Genomic DNA, 17,697 nt, shown 5'->3' with positions numbered 1-17,697 from the left:
ATTATATGGTATGAAAATAATAAAACGACTTAAAATTCTATTATTTGCATTCTGTATGTGCAATAATGCATTTGCCCAAGAAGATTACAATTATTCTGACGAGCTACTTACAACCACATTTAAAGCCTACCAAGCAGTAGATTTTGATATGGCAAACAGTATGTTTCCTTTTGTAAAGGAGCGTTTTTTAGAACATTTAAAAGACTCCACTAGTTTTACAAACCCATATGATAGTTTATCTAAACATATAAGCATAAAATACAGCTTAGACAGTGTAGTAAAAACATATACTTGGAGCCAAAGAGACCCTGGCTGTTGCCACAGCTCTGTTAGTTATGCGCAATACAAAAACAGTACTGGAGCTATTACATATATAAACTTAAAAGATAAAGATGATGGTGACCAAGATGTGTTTATACTTGGTGTACACCATATAGAAATTAACAACAAACCGCACTACTTGTTATTAGGCTGGGGAACCTGTTGTGGAGGCAAACATTACAGCACAGCAAAAGTGTACAGTATAATTAATGGTGTCTTACAAAAAAGTAAGTCTGCCTTTATTAATGAAGATTATATTTTTACAGAAGCCAACCGCGGGCAAGACATTAAAATAACATACAATGAAGAAAAAAAAATATTGTCTTATTTTAGTTACCAAGAAGATGAGGAAACTGGTTTTTACAATAACGAACAAACACATACCCAATGGAAACTAACTAACAAAGGATTTAAAAAAGAAAAATAATAGTGCAACCACAACTACCAAAACATAAAGGAGATACAGCAGCCGTAGCCAACTTAAATAACTATAGCTATAAGCAAGTAAAACCAATAGTGCCAGAGCTATTAACTTGGTTGCAAGATTTAAACTGGCCAGTTGCAGGCCCAATAGCATTGTATTTACAGTCTATAACAGAACATATTACAGATGATATTATTGTCATTTTAAAAGGTAAAGATGAAGTTTGGAAATACTGGCTTGTGTTAGTTTTTGGCACTAATGCAACAGCTCCAATAACCCCAAAACTAATGGCCGAATTTAAACGAATTGCCACACAACCTACAAAAGCAGAAATAGCCGAAGAAACACAAGAATTGGCTTTAGAGGTGATTAAAAAAATGAATACTAAAACCTAGAAAAGTAACTGCTTTGCTTAATACTCCATAATTAATCCTATGACCCTAAAAGAATACAAAAATAAATATACAGAAGAAGATACTGTTGGTTGGGACTATATAGACTCTGCAATAGAAAAAATATACCCTGAGCAAAACCCACAACATTATGCTCCACAATTACCTTATGCATTAGGTGGCACAGAACCTATAGATGGTATTAGCGTTTACAATAGCACCTTGCAAGAACCACACTTTCATTACATTTCATACGGATTTTCTGAGCTATATTATAACGAGGAATCTGTAGAAGAAGAATATAGTAAACTTGGTTTTGAACTTACGTTTAGACTAAAAAAATATAGTGATGACGATAATGTTAATTGGGCTTGTAATTTAATTCAGAATTTAGGAAAGTATGTTTTTAGCAAAGAAAAATGGTTTGAGGAGTACCATCTTATACCTGCAAACGGCCCAATAAGAAGTAATTACAATACAGATATTACTGCTCTGGCCTTTGTTATAGACAAAGAATTAGACATATTAAACACTCCACACGGTGAAGTTCAGTTTTTGCAAATGGTTGGCTTAACCAACACAGAATATGAGGAACTAAAACAAAATCCTAGTACCACAAAAACAAAAGAACTACTAGATAAACTAAAACAAAACAACCCTTTGCTTGTTACAGATTTACAACGTAAGTAAAAATTAACTACACTAACACTACACCTACTCCAACTTTATGTAAATTAGCTTTACTGCATTACGTCTCTTAAACCAATAATAACTATGCCTAAAAAATTGTTTACTTATTTATTTTTTACACTAGTTACTTTTGGTGGCATATCTCAAACCAAAAACAACGCAAATTTATTAGGTAGTTTTCCGTTTACTTTCACTCCTAAAAACAACATTGCAGTACAGGCTATTTTAAATAAAAAAGATACTGTTAGCCTAATGCTACACACAGCTGCAGAATCTATCACTTTAATAAAAGATAGCGCTGCAAAAACAACTAGCGTACAATGGAACACAGAAGATACTGTAGAAAGTTGGGGCGGAAAAAGCACATCTAGACATAGTAATAGCAACACATTACAAATAGGAGATTTTAATTGGGAAAATTTACCTATTTGGGAAAATAAAAACTCGGGACCAGGAACAGATGGTAAATTTGGCCCTAGTTTATTTAAGGGCAAAGCCCTACATATTAGCTTTACAAACCACAAAATAACGGTATACAAAACAATACCTAAAAAAATAAAAGGGTATAAAAAAATCCCTTTAAATTATAAAGACGGATTTATGTTTTTGGGCGGAGAAAGTAGTATAGCATCAAAAAAATATGAGAATTCATTTTTAATTCACTCTGGGTACACTGGTTTTATTTTGTTTGATGATGATTTTGCTAAAACCAATACATTAGATTCGCTTTTAAAAATTATAGACACCAAAGAACTTAAGGATTCTTACGGTAATGTACTAAAAACACAAAAGGCTATTTTACCTAAATTTAAAGTTGGCAAAACTACATTTAAAAATGTACCTATTGGCTTTTTTAAAGGCGCAATTGCCAAACAAAGTATGAGTGTTGTTGGCACTGACTTTTTAAAAAGGTTTGATTTTTACATTAGTGCAAATCGAAAATTTACATACTTAAAGCCAAACAGAAACTATAATTTACCTTACGGCAAGTAGTTATTTATATTATTCAGAGAACTTAGACGGACTAACTCCTGTATGTTTTTTAAAAAACCTAGAAAAGCTACTTAAAGACTCAAAACCCAGCTCAAAAGCAAGCTCTTTAATTGTTACTTCTTTTTTTACAAGTTGCCTTTTGGCTTCAGTAATTTGACGTTGTTGTATAATTTGTTTAGCCGTTAAGTTTAATTTTTCATTCAAAATCTGATTTAATCTTTTTTCACTTAACCCTAGCTCTTTTGCGTAAAAGCTAGCTTGTGTTTCATTTAAAAAATAAGTTTCCATCAACTCTAAAAAATCAAAAACTCTTTTTTGTTTTAGATCTTGCTCTATAAAATTGTCATTACCAATACGTATTAAATGTAATAGTAAAACTTTTAATAGTGTTTTTATCATTATGTAAGATGCAGTAGTGTTATACTCTTCTACCACCAAATAAACCACACTTTTTACTTTTGCTACTTGCGCTTTATTTTTTAAAACCAATTGTGGTTGTTTGTTAAAAAGCGACATCACATCTAAAGCATATTCTATATCATCTTCTTCTATTAAATCTCTTTCAAAATTTAGTAATATTCCTTTTTCATGAGAAAATGCTTCTTCTAAGAAATAATCGTTTAAAGGTTTAAAAAACACTAGTGAATCTTTATTTGTATAAAAACAAAAAAAGATTCCAAAAGAATTATCTGAAAGCATTTTTGTGCCTTTAGTTACCTTTTTATCAATTTTTATTTTGTGTTTTAAACCAGTTTTAGGCATCTATATTTAAAATTTAATTTAAATATAGGCATACTATATTTATTTGCTATGTACTTCTATTTTTTTAAACGCATAGTAAAGTAAAATACCAATAACCAATGCTAATAAAGACGCTACACCATATACAATAGCATAATTTGCAGATATATACTCTATAAAAGTTGATAAAAATTGCCCACCAAAAACGCCCATTGAGTAAAGACCTAAATTTTTACCTAAATTTTTTGTAGCACTAGCCTCTATCATCATGTGGTTTAAAAGTGGTATGGTAAATCCAAAGCCTGCGCCAATAAATATTGCGCTTAAAATTAGTAAAGGTAAACTGCCAACTATGGCTAGTGTTATGTACCCTAACATAAACAACAAAAAGCCTAAAGCAACTACGCAACCATCTCCTATTTTTTTTACTACTCTTGGCATTTGACTTGCCGTTACAATTGCTACTAAAGAGATAAATGCCATAAAATAACCTGTATAAGACTCTGTAAAACCAATAGATTTTGGTAAATAAATTGGTAAAGTAACAAAACTAACAAAGAACAATACCATTGAAAGCAATGAGGCATAAAAAATGATTTTTATAGCTAGTTTGTCTTCTTTTTTATCTTGAGTAGCTACAGCTATGTCTTTTTTAACCGCCTTAGGTAATGATTTTACTACTAACAACAAACATATAATTGCAATAAGGTATAGGAAAAATGGGTACTGCCAATGCCACTGCCCAAGTATACCACCAATTGAAAGAAAAATTACACCACCTAACTCTATAGACATACCTTGCCAAGCAATAAGTTTCATTCTTTTTTCACCCGTAAAAAAATCTGCAATAAAAGAAGTTACAGACACTTGCACTGCAACTGTAGCTGCACCTAATAAAAACCGGTCTAGCATTAAAATATAGTCGTTTGTAATATACGCCCCAGCAAAGCCTAAAAAAGCATAAGGCACCAACCCCAAACACAACATAATAAAAGAACCTTTTTTATGTAAAAGTTTACCCACAATAGGAGCAAATACCACAACACCTAAAGACGGCAATGTTATTAACCAACCTGGCGAAAAACTAAAATTTAAATTATCTACAATCCCCGTTAAAGAAGGCGCTATAACGGTACCTACCATTATGGTTAAACTACTTACCAATAACAAGGTAAATATTCCTAAGTTTGTTATCTTTTTCATAGTGCAAAATTGCAACACTAATTTTGCACTTAGTATTCTGTTTTTCTAATAGAGTATACCAAAATGGAAATAACAAAGCTACTCCCAAATAAATTCTTTATATTTAATAACATATCAATTATAATCCCCAAAATAAATAGTAAATGGATGTTTTAGATCATTTTACAGAATTAGTAAATAAGCACTTTATTACACAACACGAGATTTCCTTCTACGAAAAAGAACTTGGTTTAAAACCCAAGTATTTAAGTAAACTTGCTAAAAAAAAGAATTTGCAACCACCTTGTCAAGTTTTATTAGAAAAGCAAATAACACACGGCAAACAATTACTAAAACAAACAGATAAAACCGTTAAAGAAATAGCTTTTGAAATGAACTTTGAAGATCATTTTTATTTTAGCAAAGTATTTAAACGCAAAACTGGGCAAACGCCTACAGATTACAGAAGTTCTTTAAAGTGAACCTTTGTCCATTGCCAATTGTTGTGCACGGCCATACCTTTGCTCTATTAAAAATTAAAAATGAGCAGAATGAAAAATTTTACAAAGCATAGCATAGAAAGCGCTCCAGAAGCATCTAAAGAACTCTTAAAATACGGAGAGCAAAAATACGGAGCTGTGCCTAACTTGTTTAAATATATGGCTGGCGCACCTGCAACTTTAGAAGCGTATAACAGTTTATTTAAAATATTTTCTACTACATCTTTTACAGCTGGTGAGCAACACCTAATATTACTTGCTGCTAGTGTTGTAAACAAATGTGATTATTGTACTGCTGCACATACTAGAGCCGCTAAAGCAAATGGTGTAGCTTCTAAAACCTTAAATGCTATACGCAAACAAAAACAGCTAGAAGACACTAGGTTAGATGTACTTATAAACACTACTAAAAAAATTACAGAGACCAGAGGTAACGTTTCTAAAAATGATTTAGAAGTTTTTTACAATGCAGGTTTTTCTCCAGAAAATATAATGGAAATTATTGTTGGTGTATCCTTAAAAACTTTAAGTAATTATATTAACCACATTACAGAAAATGTAATAAACGAATCTTTAGAACCTTTTGCGGTTGGTAAAGAAATTGAAGATTAAGAAATACAGATTGTCATTATTCTATTACAAAAACCACCACTTAGGTGGTTTTGTTTTTTTAACTTGTGTACTATTAAGTAGCCTGGTTAAATAACCAAAACAACACATTGTATTATGAACAAATTATTGGAAAAAGATTTTAATAGTTTTGACAAATTATTGCATAAAATAGCTGAGCAAGGAACAGAATATTTTAAAAATGTTGACTTAGAAAAAACAAGTTTACCTGTATTAAAAACGTCTAAAAAAATCTTAAATAACGAAGGCATAGGCGGATTAAAAACTCTAAAATTATTTAATGAAAAATTTAGACATACAATTGTTGCTTCTTCTGGCCCACGCTATTTAGGTTATGTTGTTGGTGGCACTACACCAGCTGCGGTTATTGGAGATTGGCTAACAACCATTTATGACCAAAACCCACAAACAACTACTGCCCAAGGTGATGTTTCTGTACAAATAGAACAAGAAACCATAAAATTATTACTACACTTATTTCATCTTCCTAATAACTTTTTAGGTGGATTTGTCTCTGGTGCTACAATGTCTAACTTTACTTGTTTGGCAGTAGCCAGACAATGGATAGGTAAACAGGAAGGAAAAGATTTTGCAAAAAATGGTATTACCAGCACCATAAATGTACTATCTGCAGTGCCGCATTCTTCTGCTATAAAATCTTTATCTATGCTTGGTATTGGTAGTGCCAATGTTATAAAAATAAAAATTGAAGAAGGTAACAGAGAATCTATAAATATTAATGATTTAGAGGTAAAAATTAAAACCTTAAATAATAAACCATTTATACTTATCTCTAGTGCAGGAACCGTAAATTCTGCAGATTTTGATAATTTTGAAGCTATAAACGCCTTACATAAAAAATATAATTTTTGGTGGCATATTGATGGTGCCTTTGGCGCTTTTGCATCTTGCTCTCCTAAATACAGACACCTTGTTAAAGGCTGGGAAAACGCAGATAGCATTACTATAGATTGCCATAAATGGTTAAATGTTCCTTATGACAGTGCTGTATTTTTTGTAAAAGAAAAACATAACTTATTACAGTTAGAAACATTTCAAAATTCTAATGCACCCTATTTAGGAGACCCATCAGAAAACTTTAATTATTTAAATTTTTTACCAGAAAATTCCAGAAGATTAAGAGCGTTACCTGCTTGGTTTTCTCTTATTGCTTACGGTAAAGATGGCTACAAAGACATTGTAGAAAACTCAGTTAACATGGCACAAAAGTTAGAAGAATTTATCTTACAAAATGAAGAGCTTACACTACTAACTCCAACACGTTTAAACAATGTTTGTTTTTCTTTAAAGGATAAAAATAAACAAGATAAAATACCTCTTTTTATAACCGAACTTAACAAAGAAGGTAAAGTGTATATGACACCAACAGTATATAGAAATACTAAAGGAGTTAGAGCTTCTTTTGTTAATTGGCGTACTAATGAAAAGGATATTTTGATAATAACCAAAGAAATTGAAAAAGCTCTTAAATACATTAAATAAATTAGTTTATGCTAGAATACACTAGCTACCTAAAAACTGTATCGTAGGTTTTTTTCTACAGATTTAACATCATATTAATTACAACTCTGCTCTAAATTTATATTTTAGCAAATCCTAAATAACTACCAATTATGATGAATAAAAGTTTTAGCCTACTGTTGTGTGCCGTTTTATTACTAGCAAGTTGCAATAATAACAAACCAAAATGGAAACAACTTTTTAACGGTAAAGACCTTAAAGGCTGGCAAGTAAAAATTAAAAACCACCCTTTAAATGACAACTACGCAAACACGTTTAGTGTAAAAGATGGCAACATAGAAGTTCGTTATAACAACTACGGAGATTTTAATCAGCAATACGGACACTTATTTTACAAAAAACCATACAGCGCATATTTAATAGGTGTAGAGTACAGGTTTGTAGGTGAGCAAGCTAAAGGTGGTGAAGGTTGGGCTACTAGAAATAGTGGTATTATGATACACGGACAATCTCCTAATACAATGGCGGTAGAGCAAGATTTTCCTAATTCTATAGAAGTACAACTTTTAGGCGGTAATGGTAAAGACGACCGCCCAACTGCTAATATTTGCACACCTGGCACACAGTATGTTTTTAATAATGAGATAATACAAGAACACTGTGCAAAATCTACATCTAAAACATACCACGGAGACCAATGGGTACGTGTTGAAGCTTTGGTTTTAAAAGATTCTTTAATAGTACACTATGTAAATGGTGAAGAAGTGCTGCGTTATACAAAACCTCAACTAGATCCTGTAAACGGAGCCAAAGAAGGAAAACCATTAACTAGTGGTAGTATCTCTTTACAAAGTGAGAGTCATCCTGTAGATTTTAGAAAAGTAGAAATAGTAAACCTAGAAAAATACATTACAGATAAAGGTAAGCTTACAGAAGTAATTAACGAACTACTTACCAAAAACTAAAAAAATTAAAGCCTTTAGCAATACTAAAGGCTTTTTTTATACAGCTCGTTTATTAAGCCGTTTGTAATTTAGAACGCATTGTTTTTGCTGCAGCTACCAAATTCTCTAAGGCAGCTTTTGTTTCTGGCCAATCTCTAGTTTTTAATCCACAATCCGGATTTACCCAAATATTGTCTGTTGGCAGTAACTTACTTGCTTTTTCTAAAAGATCTTCTATCTCTTGCAATGTAGGTACACGTGGCGAGTGTATATCATAAACACCAGGACCAATTTCATTAGGATATTTATAATCTACAAACACGTTTAATAAATCCATTTTAGATCTAGAGGTTTCTATAGTAATTACATCTGCATCTAAGGCTGTAATATGCTCTATAATATCATTAAACTCAGAATAGCACATATGCGTATGTATTTGTGTTTTATCTGCCACTCCAGAAGTTGCTATTTTAAAACTCTCTACAGCCCAAGTTAAATATGCATCTCTATATTCTTTTCGTAATGGTAAACCTTCTCTAATAGCTGGTTCATCTACTTGAATAGCCTGTAAACCTGCATTTTCTAAATCTACAACCTCATCTCTAATTGCTAAGGCTATTTGCTTACAGGTTTCAGACCTTGGCTGGTCATTACGTACAAAAGACCATTGTAAAATAGTAACCGGCCCTGTTAACATACCCTTTACTACTTTAGAACTTAAAGACTGTGCATAGGCAGACCAATTAACTGTCATTGGTACAGGTCTAGACACGTCTCCAAATAATATTGGAGGCTTTACTGCCCTACTACCATAACTCTGCACCCAACCAAAACTAGAGATTGCAAACCCTTCTAGTTTTTCTCCAAAATACTCTACCATATCATTACGCTCACACTCACCGTGCACAAGTACATCTAACCCTATTTTTTCCTGAAAACGTATGGTTTCTTCAATCTCTTGCTTAATAAGTTCGTTATAAGCATCTAAACTAAGTTCTTTTTTCTTTAATTTAGATCGCCAACTCCTTACCTCTTTTGTCTGCGGAAAAGATCCTATAGTTGTTGTTGGGTATGCAGGTAATTTTAGTTGGTTTTTTTGTATTTTTTGACGTGATGAAAACTCTGCATTACGCAAACTATCATTTTCAGTTAAAAAACTAACTCTTGCTTTTACCGCAGCATTATGTATTACTGAAGATTCCTTTTTTGCCCTATGGGCTCTTTTATTATTTAATAATTTAGCTGCTACATCTTTACTAGCATTTCCTGTAGCCAGTTTTTTTAGTGTAACCAACTCATCTACTTTTTGCTTGGCAAAAGCCAACCATTGCTTTACACTAGCTGGTAGTGTTTCTTCATTCTGTTCTAAATCTAAATCGTATGGCGTATGTAGTAAAGAACAAGATGTTGCTAACCAAACATTCTCTTCTCCTATTTTCTCTTCAACCTTTTTTACAGTTGCTAAGGTTTCTTCAAAATTGTTTTTCCAAATGTTTCGCCCATCAATTAAGCCTAAACTAAGTATTTTATCATTCTTAAAATTAGCTGCATCTAAAACATCATCTAACTGTAAAGAACAACGTACCAAATCTAAATGTAAAGCGTATACTGGTAACTGAATTACAGTTTCTAAATTATCTCCATAACAATCAAAATAACTAGTTAAAATAATTTTTAAGTCAGGAAACTTATCGGCTAATTGGGTATACAATTTAGTTACTGCCTGCCTATCTGTATCTGTAAGGTTTAATGCCAAACAAGGTTCATCTAATTGCACGTGTGTTGCCCCAGCTGCAACTAACTCTGTTATCAACTCAAAAAATACAGGCAACAAATTGTTTAACAAATCTATTTTATTAAAGCCCTCCTCTTTTTCCTTTCCTAAAAGCAAATAAGTAACCGGACTTAATACTACTGGCTTTGTGGTAATGTTATGTGCTAATGCTTCTTTAAACTCCTCCACAGGTTTTAAAGAGAATAATTCAAAATCTTGATTAGCTGTAAACTCTGGCACTAAATAATGGTAATTGGTATCAAACCACTTAGTCATTTCCATAGCAGTAACATCAAACTCATTATTTTGTAAGCCTCTTGCCATTGCAAAATACAGATCTAGTTTAGACTCTTTTTCTTTTATTGTCTGATATCTTGCAGGAATACAACCGTAGGTTAAGGTAGCATCTAAAACTTGATCGTAAAAAGAAAAATCGTTAGACGGAATAAGATCTACTCCTGCCTTTTGCATTAATTTCCAATTGTAAAGTTTTAATTGCTTACCCATTTCTAGCAATTCGGTTTTAGTAGCTGTACCTTTCCAGTACTTCTCGCTTACTTTTTTTAACTCTCTTTTAGCTCCAATTCTTGGGTAACCTAAAACATTAGTTTTCATAGCATTGTAAATTTATTATTCTATGCAAAGGTTAGTATAATAAATATTTAAGCTAAATAACTTACAAAATTTAGAAATAAGAACTACAAATAATATAGTAAAAAGAATAATAATCTTTTATACATTTGTTTTTTATCAACTTTTAGACAAATTTTCTATGAGTAATTTAGATCAGATAGACGTACAACTTTTGCGATTACTACAATTAAATGCAAACCTAACCTCTAAGGAGCTTGCTAATAAGGTAAATTTATCTACAACGCCTGTTTTTGAACGCATAAAAAGATTAGAAAGAAACGGGTATATAAAAAAATATGTTGCCGTTTTAGATGCTGAAAAGTTAGAGAAGGGGTTAACTGTTTTTTGTAATATTAAACTAAAACAGCACACAAAAGATATAGGACACAACTTTGTAAAAGAAATTAAGTCTATAAAAGAAGTAACAGAGTGTTACAATATATCTGGAGATTTTGATTTTTTACTTAAAGTACAAGTAAAAGATATGAAGCATTACCAAGATTTTGTGTTAAATGGTTTAGGCTCTGTAAAAAGTGTAGGTAGTACACACAGTACATTTGTAATGGGAGAAATAAAAAACACTTACGCTGTACCTATTTAAAGCAAACGCAAGTGTTTGTATTGTGGGGTGTTTTTATTAAAATCTCTTTATGGTTTTTATAGTATGCAATATTCCTATAGTTACTGTAGACCACTCTGTATTATTACCTAATTGTATGCCAGTGTAAGACAAATTTAGCTCGGTACTTTCTCCCATTAAATAACCTATTTGAGGCCTGTAATAAAAGCCACCATCAATGTCATCATTTAGTCCAAAACCTTGACCTAAATCTGCTCCAAAAGAAAAAGAATTGGACGTCCATACACGTACTGAAGCAGCCGCCTTTAAAAACTGAATATCAGGTAAATCTTCTGTTAAATCTGTATGGTATTTTTCTGCAAAGCCGTGTATGTAACCAGCTGTTACACCTAAATCTACCACTTCTCCTAAAGCCCACATATGGCCAACATCTGCTGCAACCATTAAACTTACTTTATCTGTAAAATCATCTAAAGGAATACCTCCTTGTATACCTATTTTTAATCCTTCTTGGGCAGATAAGTTTACAGTAATTACCGCAAACGCAATTAGTAATGCTATCTTTTTCATTTTTTTGATTGGGGTTTAGTTATTTATTACCAAAACTAAACGCTTATAAAAAAAATGCATAATTAATGTTGCAAAACACTTGTTTACCGTTGTAGAACATCTGTTTTGTATTCCTTTAATTAAAATTATTGTTTGTTTATTGTATTTAAAATCCACTCTAACTCTGGGTCAAAATTATTTTCACGGTCTTTTAAGGTTGGTGTAATAGCAACGTCTGGTTTAACACCATACCCTTTAACCGTGGTTTTATAAGGCGTTTCTAAAACCATTAACCCAAAGTACAGCATTAACTTAGAGTTTGGTAGTCTTACATATTTTGTTTGACCTGCTACAGTACTATTGTAAGCTCCGCCTGTTTCCTCACCAACAATAACTCCTCTTTTACGTGCTTTTACAACATTAGAAAACACAGAAGATGCAGAAAAAGAACGGCCATTTATTAATACGTACACGTTACCTTTATAATTATTTTCTTTAGGCTCTGCTACTTTAGTTTCCTTAAACTTATATACCAACTTGCCATTTTTTTTGCGTGCTTTAAAAACTTCTTTAAAAAATACAAATGGCACAAATAAAGACTTGTATGCTGCTCCATAAATTGTTTTATTACGAGACATATAAGACTTTATAATTGGGTATCTTGTGTTTACCTCTCCTTCTTCAATAAATTTAAATTTATCTTTTGCTAAATAAGAATATAAATCGTGAATTTCTACCAATCTACCACCTCCATTATCACGTAAATCAATAATTAAATTTTCAGTTTTTGCAGAGTCTATTTTTTTAAAAGCCTCTTCATAAAAAGCTTCGTAATCACCTCTTGTAAAGCTTCTAATTTTCATATAGGCAACGCTACTATCTTCACCTATAAAATCTAAATTTCTGTTGTAATATTTTTCAGAATAACTATACCCGTATTTATGATAATTCTTTAGCTTTTTCTTTAACTTTTTTGAAGCAAGTTTACGCTCTTCTTTTGTTTTTTTGATTGTTTTTTTTCCCTTTAAACTATCTTTTTTTGCTTTAGGAAACCTTGTAGAGTCTCTTGGTATTCTCCTAAAAACTTTAGTGTATAAACTATCATTTTTAGAAAATGTAACCATTAAACTATCTAATCTTCCTTTGTCTTGATAGTAATATCTAGCTAGTTTCTGCGCAGCATATTTATCATGAAAAGTTGTGTTATACCCGTCTGAAGAAAAATAAGTTTTGTACTTATTTAGTAAGTCATCAATAGAGTCATCTCCTAACTTTACCACTCTGCTTCCTACCATTGTACTGTCTTCTCCAAGAGTATTTTTAACCAAAACAGCATCTTCTACGTTTTCAAACCTTAAATAAGACCATTCATTTTTTAGCTTATTTTGAGCTTTTCTTTCTTTACGTGTGTACTTTTTTGTTGGCACCGAAATACCTGCATGTCCTTGTTTAACCTCTGCTACAACAGGAACCAATTTTTCATAAAATGCATAAGTAGTCATTGGTTCTGTAATACTACTTTTTAAAGCCAAAAACTTTGCATCTAACTCGTTTTTTGGCGTATAAAGGTATAATTGAGGGTGCAATTTTTGTAGTTTTCTATAGGCTACATCAACATCTTTATGAAGTTCATTTACACTATGTAACTTGGTTATTTGCTCGTTGTGTTTTTTTACACTAGCACAAGAAGTAATTAGTAGTATGACAAATAAAGAACTTATTATTTTTTTCAAAAGCTTATGGTTTAATGAATTAAAGTTATATCATTTTTAACAAATAACACAACACATAGTATGCCAATAAAGTTAAAATATTGAATTTACTAAAAAGTATGTTTAACAAAATTTTATTTTCATCAATTCTAAGTCACTATTTTGTACCTTTAACTTGTATGAGGAAAAAAATTTACATATCCATTTGTATTTTAATTGCATTGCCATTATTGGCAATTTTTTGTTCTAATAGCGTTATTAAAAATGCTGCTAAGGGCAAAACATATTTTACAGTAAATAACATACCACACAATAAGGTTGGTTTGGTTTTAGGCACAACCAACAAACTAACAAACGGAAGCCCTAACCCTTACTACGTACACCGTATTAATGCTACTGTTGCTTTGTACCAGGCTAAAAAAATAGATTATGTTTTAGTAAGCGGAGATAATGGAACTAAATACTATAACGAGCCAGATACGTTTAAAAAAGAGCTTATAAAGCAAGGTATACCTGAAGAAAAAATATTTTTAGATTTTGCGGGCTTTAGAACTTTAGATTCTATGGTACGTGCACACGTTATTTTTGGACTTAACAATGTTACTGTAATATCTCAAAAATTTCATAATGAAAGAGCTATTTATATTGCAGATAAAAAAGGACTTACTGCAGTAGGTTTTAATGCCAAAGACTTAGACGGCAAGGCCGGATTAAAAGTACAAACAAGAGAATATTTGGCCCGTGTTAAAGTATTTTTAGATATTATATTTAATACAGAACCCAAGTTTTACGGCGAAAAAATAGTGATAGAATAGTACATACTACAATGCAAAAAATTACAACTTTACTTAAAAATTTAGGACCAGGGTTACTTTTTGCAAGTATGGCAATTGGGACATCGCATTTGGTATTATCTACAAAGGCTGGCGCACAATACGGTTGGATCATGTTAATACCCATAGTACTGGCTAACATTTTAAAATATCCTTTTTTTGAGTTTGGAATTAGGTATACCAATGCTACCAATAAAACATTAATTGAAGGCTATTTAAACAGGGGAAAAGGGTATTTATGGTTTTATGCCTTAATTACGCTAGTATCTACCTTTACCATTTTGGCTGCTTTGTACTTGGTTACATCCGGACTATTAATAAACCTTTTTAAGCTCACAAATGTATCTATCTCTGTAGTTGCTTTTGTGCTGTTTGGTTTTATATCTGCTCTATTAATCATTGGTAAATATGTTTTTTTAGAGAAGTCTTTAAAAATTATAGTATCTATTTTAGGAATTGCACTTTTAGTTACTACTGTAATTGTAGTTTTTAAGGGTAAGGTTGATGAAGTAGCCAACTTTAAGCCTCCAACACTTTTTAGCAATACCAGCATTTTATTTATTATTGGCTTAGTGGGTTGGATGCCTACTGCCGTAGAAACTTCTAGCTGGTTAAGTATGTGGACTATTGAAAAGCAAAAACTAACCAGCAAAAAATTAAACCTTAAAGAAGCATTGTCTGAATTTAACTTTGGCTACATTGTTACTGCAATACTTGCTATATTTTTTATGACAATTGGGTGCTTATCTCTTTATGGCACAAATACCGAAATGAGCAGTAGTGCTGTTGGTTTTGCAGACCAGCTTATAAATTTATTTACTGTGCATATTGGTGAGTGGACAACCATTTTTGTTGCTACAGCTGCTTTTGCTACTATGTTTAGTTCTTGTATGACGGCTCATGATGCTATAGCAAGAGTTAGTATTGATGTACTACAAAAACTAAAAAACAAGACAAATAATAACACTATAGGAACAAATAAACGCAGTAAATCTTACTTTACGCTAGCCGTACTTGCACTTGCGGTTATAAATTTAGGGGTAATTGTATTTTTTAATTCTAATATGGGCAAAGTTGTAGCCTTAGCTACGTTTGTATCATTTATTGTAGCTCCAATAGTTGGTTATATGAATTTAAAAAATGTTATGAGTGATGATGTTGCGTCCGAAGACAAACCGAAAAAATGGCTAAAGTTGCTTACCTATGCAGGTATTTTATTTTTAAGTCTTTTTGCGGTGTACTATTGTTATATAGAAATTATTGTATAAAAAACCGACTCTATAAAAAAGTCGGTCTAAATTACATACTGTGTTTTATAGTGAGTTATCCATAATTTCCTTAACAATTTCTGGGTTTAGCAACGTACTAATATCACCTAAATTCCCCGTATCATTAGAAGCTATTTTACGTAAAATACGGCGCATAATTTTACCACTTCTAGTCTTAGGCAAACCAGTGACAAATTGTATTTTATCGAGCTTTGCTATAGGCCCAATATGTTCTGTTATTTGCTGATTAATTTCATTGCGTAAATTATCTCTATCTCTAGTTTCTCCAAATTCTTTTAAAATAACATAGCCATACAATGCATTACCTTTAACATCATGCGGAAATCCTACAATTGCAGATTCTGCTACAGCCGGATGCTCATTTATGGTATCTTCAATTGGTGCGGTTCCTAAATTATGGCCAGATACAATAATAACATCGTCTACACGACCGGTAATTCTGTAATAACCAACACCATCTCTTAAGGCACCATCACCTGTAAAATATTTGTCTTTATAGGCCGAAAAATAGGTATCTCTATACCTCTCATGATTGCCCCATATGGTTCTGGCAATAGAAGGCCAAGGGTATTTAATACACAAACGCCCTTCTACCTGGTTTCCTTTTATTTCTTGTCCTTTTTCATCCATTAATGCAGGTTGTATACCAATAAAAGGCAACGTTGCATATGTAGGTGTTGTTGGTGTAACATAAGGTATAGGAGAAATCATAATTCCACCAGTTTCTGTTTGCCACCACGTATCTACAATAGGACTATTATTTTTACCAACATTGTTGTTGTACCAATGCCAAGCTTCTTCATTTATAGGTTCTCCTACAGAGCCCAAAACTTTTAAAGAAGATAAATCATGGTTTTCTACAAAATCCATATTTTCTTTTGCTAAAGCTCTAATAGCCGTTGGTGCGGTATAAAACTGAGTCACTTTATGTTTCTCTACAACTTCCCAAAAGCGTCCAAAATCTGGATAAGATGGCACACCCTCAAACATTACTGTAGTAGCGCCATTTGCTAAAGGACCATAAACAATGTAAGAGTGGCCAGTAATCCACCCAATATCTGCTGTACACCAATAAATATCATTTTCTTTATACTGAAAAATATTTTTAAATGTATACGCTGTGTATACCATATAACCACCAGTTGTGTGCACCATACCTTTTGGCGTACCAGTAGAACCAGATGTATACAAAATAAATAATGGATCTTCTGCATCCATAATTTCTGCCACACAATCTCCGTAAGCTTCATCTAACAGTGGTTGCAACCACTTATCTCTACCTTCTACCATTGTAACCTCTGCATTGGTACGTTTTGCTACCAAAACAGTTTTAACCCCAGGGCAATCATTTAAAGCAACATCTACAATACCTTTTAAATCAATGGATTTTTTACCTCTAAAAGATCCGTCAGAAGTAATTACAAGTTTACAGTCAGAGTCATTAATTCTTGTTGCCAATGCATTAGAAGAAAAGCCAGCAAAAACAACCGAATGTATAGCTCCTATTCTTGCACAAGCTAATAAAGAAACAGCCAATTCGGGAATCATAGGTAAGTAAATACAAACCCTATCTCCTTTTTTAACACCGTTTTCTTTAAGCACATTTGCCATTTTACAAACACGCTTATGCAACTCATAATAACTAATATGCTGTGCCTCTTCATTAGGATTGTTAGGCTCAAAAAGAATTGCTGTTTTTTCTCCTCTAGTTGTTAAATGTCTATCTATACAATTCTCCGTAATATTGAGTTTAGCATTTTCAAACCATTTAACCTCTGGTTTAGAAAAATCCCAACTTAGAACATTATCCCACTTTTTTCTCCATAAAAAATGTTCTTCAGCTATTTCTTCCCAAAATGCTTCTGGGTTACGTACAGATTTTCGGTATACCTGAAAATACTCCTCTAAATGCTTAATGTGATAATTACTCATACGTTATTTATTTGTGCTTATGGTTACCAATAACTAGTATTACATCATTAAAACAATAGTTATTTTGTTTGATGATAATACACATCAACCTAAAAG

The 17,697-nt window shown here is 32.0% G+C and carries 17 protein-coding genes; 11 read left to right on the top strand and 6 right to left on the bottom strand.

What is annotated here, in order from left to right:
• Nucleotides 1-10 precede the first annotated feature (10 nt).
• From BFJ87_RS07140 to BFJ87_RS07125, 4 genes are all read left to right on the top strand, one after another.
• Complete coding sequence (locus BFJ87_RS07140) at nucleotides 11-748, top strand: hypothetical protein (protein ID WP_139344219.1); 738 nt, start codon at nucleotides 11-13, stop codon at nucleotides 746-748.
• 2 nt (nucleotides 749-750) lie between these two features.
• Nucleotides 751-1,140, top strand: a complete 390-nt coding sequence (locus BFJ87_RS07135) for a DUF5071 domain-containing protein (RefSeq protein WP_171974482.1) — start codon at nucleotides 751-753, stop codon at nucleotides 1,138-1,140.
• Between the two features lie 39 nt (nucleotides 1,141-1,179).
• Nucleotides 1,180-1,827: a suppressor of fused domain protein gene (locus BFJ87_RS07130; RefSeq protein ID WP_077401989.1), complete on the top strand. Its 648-nt coding sequence runs from the start codon at nucleotides 1,180-1,182 to the stop codon at nucleotides 1,825-1,827.
• 84 nt (nucleotides 1,828-1,911) lie between these two features.
• Nucleotides 1,912-2,820 carry a pepsin/retropepsin-like aspartic protease family protein gene (locus tag BFJ87_RS07125; RefSeq protein WP_077401986.1) on the top strand — a complete coding sequence of 303 codons (909 nt, stop codon included), beginning with the start codon at nucleotides 1,912-1,914 and terminating at the stop codon, nucleotides 2,818-2,820.
• A gap of 9 nt (nucleotides 2,821-2,829) precedes the next feature.
• Here the strand turns inward: BFJ87_RS07125 and BFJ87_RS07120 are convergent, their stop codons facing one another.
• Together BFJ87_RS07120 and BFJ87_RS07115 are read right to left on the bottom strand one after the other, a co-directional pair.
• A complete protein-coding gene (locus tag BFJ87_RS07120; protein WP_077401983.1) occupies nucleotides 2,830-3,582 on the bottom strand; it encodes a helix-turn-helix domain-containing protein in 753 nt (250 codons plus the stop codon).
• Between the two features lie 39 nt (nucleotides 3,583-3,621).
• Entirely contained in the window at nucleotides 3,622-4,764 is a 1,143-nt protein-coding gene (locus BFJ87_RS07115; RefSeq protein ID WP_077401980.1) for an MFS transporter, read from the bottom strand.
• A gap of 143 nt (nucleotides 4,765-4,907) precedes the next feature.
• On the opposite strand from BFJ87_RS07115, the gene BFJ87_RS07110 reads away from it, so the two are divergent.
• The 4 genes from BFJ87_RS07110 to BFJ87_RS07095 all read left to right on the top strand — a co-directional run bounded on the left by BFJ87_RS07110 (nucleotide 4,908) and on the right by BFJ87_RS07095 (nucleotide 8,320).
• Complete coding sequence (locus BFJ87_RS07110) at nucleotides 4,908-5,225, top strand: helix-turn-helix transcriptional regulator (RefSeq protein ID WP_077401977.1); 318 nt, start codon at nucleotides 4,908-4,910, stop codon at nucleotides 5,223-5,225.
• 69 nt (nucleotides 5,226-5,294) lie between these two features.
• On the top strand, nucleotides 5,295-5,855 hold the full coding sequence (locus BFJ87_RS07105; RefSeq protein WP_171974481.1) for a carboxymuconolactone decarboxylase family protein: 561 nt from the start codon (nucleotides 5,295-5,297) through the stop codon (nucleotides 5,853-5,855).
• 114 nt (nucleotides 5,856-5,969) lie between these two features.
• Complete coding sequence (locus tag BFJ87_RS07100; RefSeq protein ID WP_077401971.1) at nucleotides 5,970-7,376, top strand: pyridoxal phosphate-dependent decarboxylase family protein; 1,407 nt, start codon at nucleotides 5,970-5,972, stop codon at nucleotides 7,374-7,376.
• 131 nt (nucleotides 7,377-7,507) lie between these two features.
• On the top strand, nucleotides 7,508-8,320 hold the full coding sequence (locus BFJ87_RS07095; RefSeq protein WP_077401968.1) for a 3-keto-disaccharide hydrolase: 813 nt from the start codon (nucleotides 7,508-7,510) through the stop codon (nucleotides 8,318-8,320).
• A 52-nt stretch (nucleotides 8,321-8,372) separates the two neighbouring features.
• On the opposite strand, the gene metE is transcribed toward BFJ87_RS07095, so the two are convergent.
• On the bottom strand, nucleotides 8,373-10,688 hold the full coding sequence (gene metE / locus BFJ87_RS07090; protein ID WP_077401965.1) for a 5-methyltetrahydropteroyltriglutamate--homocysteine S-methyltransferase: 2,316 nt from the start codon (nucleotides 10,686-10,688) through the stop codon (nucleotides 8,373-8,375).
• A gap of 157 nt (nucleotides 10,689-10,845) precedes the next feature.
• Between metE and BFJ87_RS07085 the strand changes: the two genes are divergently transcribed.
• On the top strand, nucleotides 10,846-11,307 hold the full coding sequence (locus BFJ87_RS07085) for an Lrp/AsnC family transcriptional regulator (RefSeq protein ID WP_077401962.1): 462 nt from the start codon (nucleotides 10,846-10,848) through the stop codon (nucleotides 11,305-11,307).
• 36 nt (nucleotides 11,308-11,343) lie between these two features.
• Here the strand turns inward: BFJ87_RS07085 and BFJ87_RS07080 are convergent, their stop codons facing one another.
• Together BFJ87_RS07080 and BFJ87_RS07075 are read right to left on the bottom strand one after the other, a co-directional pair.
• Complete coding sequence (locus tag BFJ87_RS07080; protein ID WP_077401958.1) at nucleotides 11,344-11,856, bottom strand: hypothetical protein; 513 nt, start codon at nucleotides 11,854-11,856, stop codon at nucleotides 11,344-11,346.
• A 125-nt stretch (nucleotides 11,857-11,981) separates the two neighbouring features.
• Entirely contained in the window at nucleotides 11,982-13,568 is a 1,587-nt protein-coding gene (locus tag BFJ87_RS07075) for a S41 family peptidase (protein ID WP_077401955.1), read from the bottom strand.
• A 158-nt stretch (nucleotides 13,569-13,726) separates the two neighbouring features.
• On the opposite strand from BFJ87_RS07075, the gene BFJ87_RS07070 reads away from it, so the two are divergent.
• Both BFJ87_RS07070 and BFJ87_RS07065 read left to right on the top strand, forming a co-directional pair.
• Nucleotides 13,727-14,362, top strand: coding sequence for a SanA/YdcF family protein (locus tag BFJ87_RS07070; protein WP_077401952.1), 636 nt, complete (start codon nucleotides 13,727-13,729; stop codon nucleotides 14,360-14,362).
• Nucleotides 14,363-14,373: 11 nt separating this feature from the next.
• Nucleotides 14,374-15,648 carry an NRAMP family divalent metal transporter gene (locus BFJ87_RS07065; protein ID WP_077401949.1) on the top strand — a complete coding sequence of 425 codons (1,275 nt, stop codon included), beginning with the start codon at nucleotides 14,374-14,376 and terminating at the stop codon, nucleotides 15,646-15,648.
• A gap of 45 nt (nucleotides 15,649-15,693) precedes the next feature.
• Here BFJ87_RS07065 and acs read toward each other — a convergent pair whose 3' ends face one another.
• On the bottom strand, nucleotides 15,694-17,601 hold the full coding sequence (gene acs / locus BFJ87_RS07060) for an acetate--CoA ligase (protein ID WP_077401946.1): 1,908 nt from the start codon (nucleotides 17,599-17,601) through the stop codon (nucleotides 15,694-15,696).
• Nucleotides 17,602-17,697: the final 96 nt, after the last annotated feature.

Origin of the sequence: Cellulophaga omnivescoria, from assembly GCF_001999725.1 — a bacterium.
GTDB classification, from domain to species: Bacteria; Bacteroidota; Bacteroidia; order Flavobacteriales; family Flavobacteriaceae; genus Cellulophaga; species Cellulophaga omnivescoria.
The sequence above is the reverse complement of the archived record's forward strand: the minus strand, read 5'-3'. Positions and strand labels throughout refer to the sequence as shown.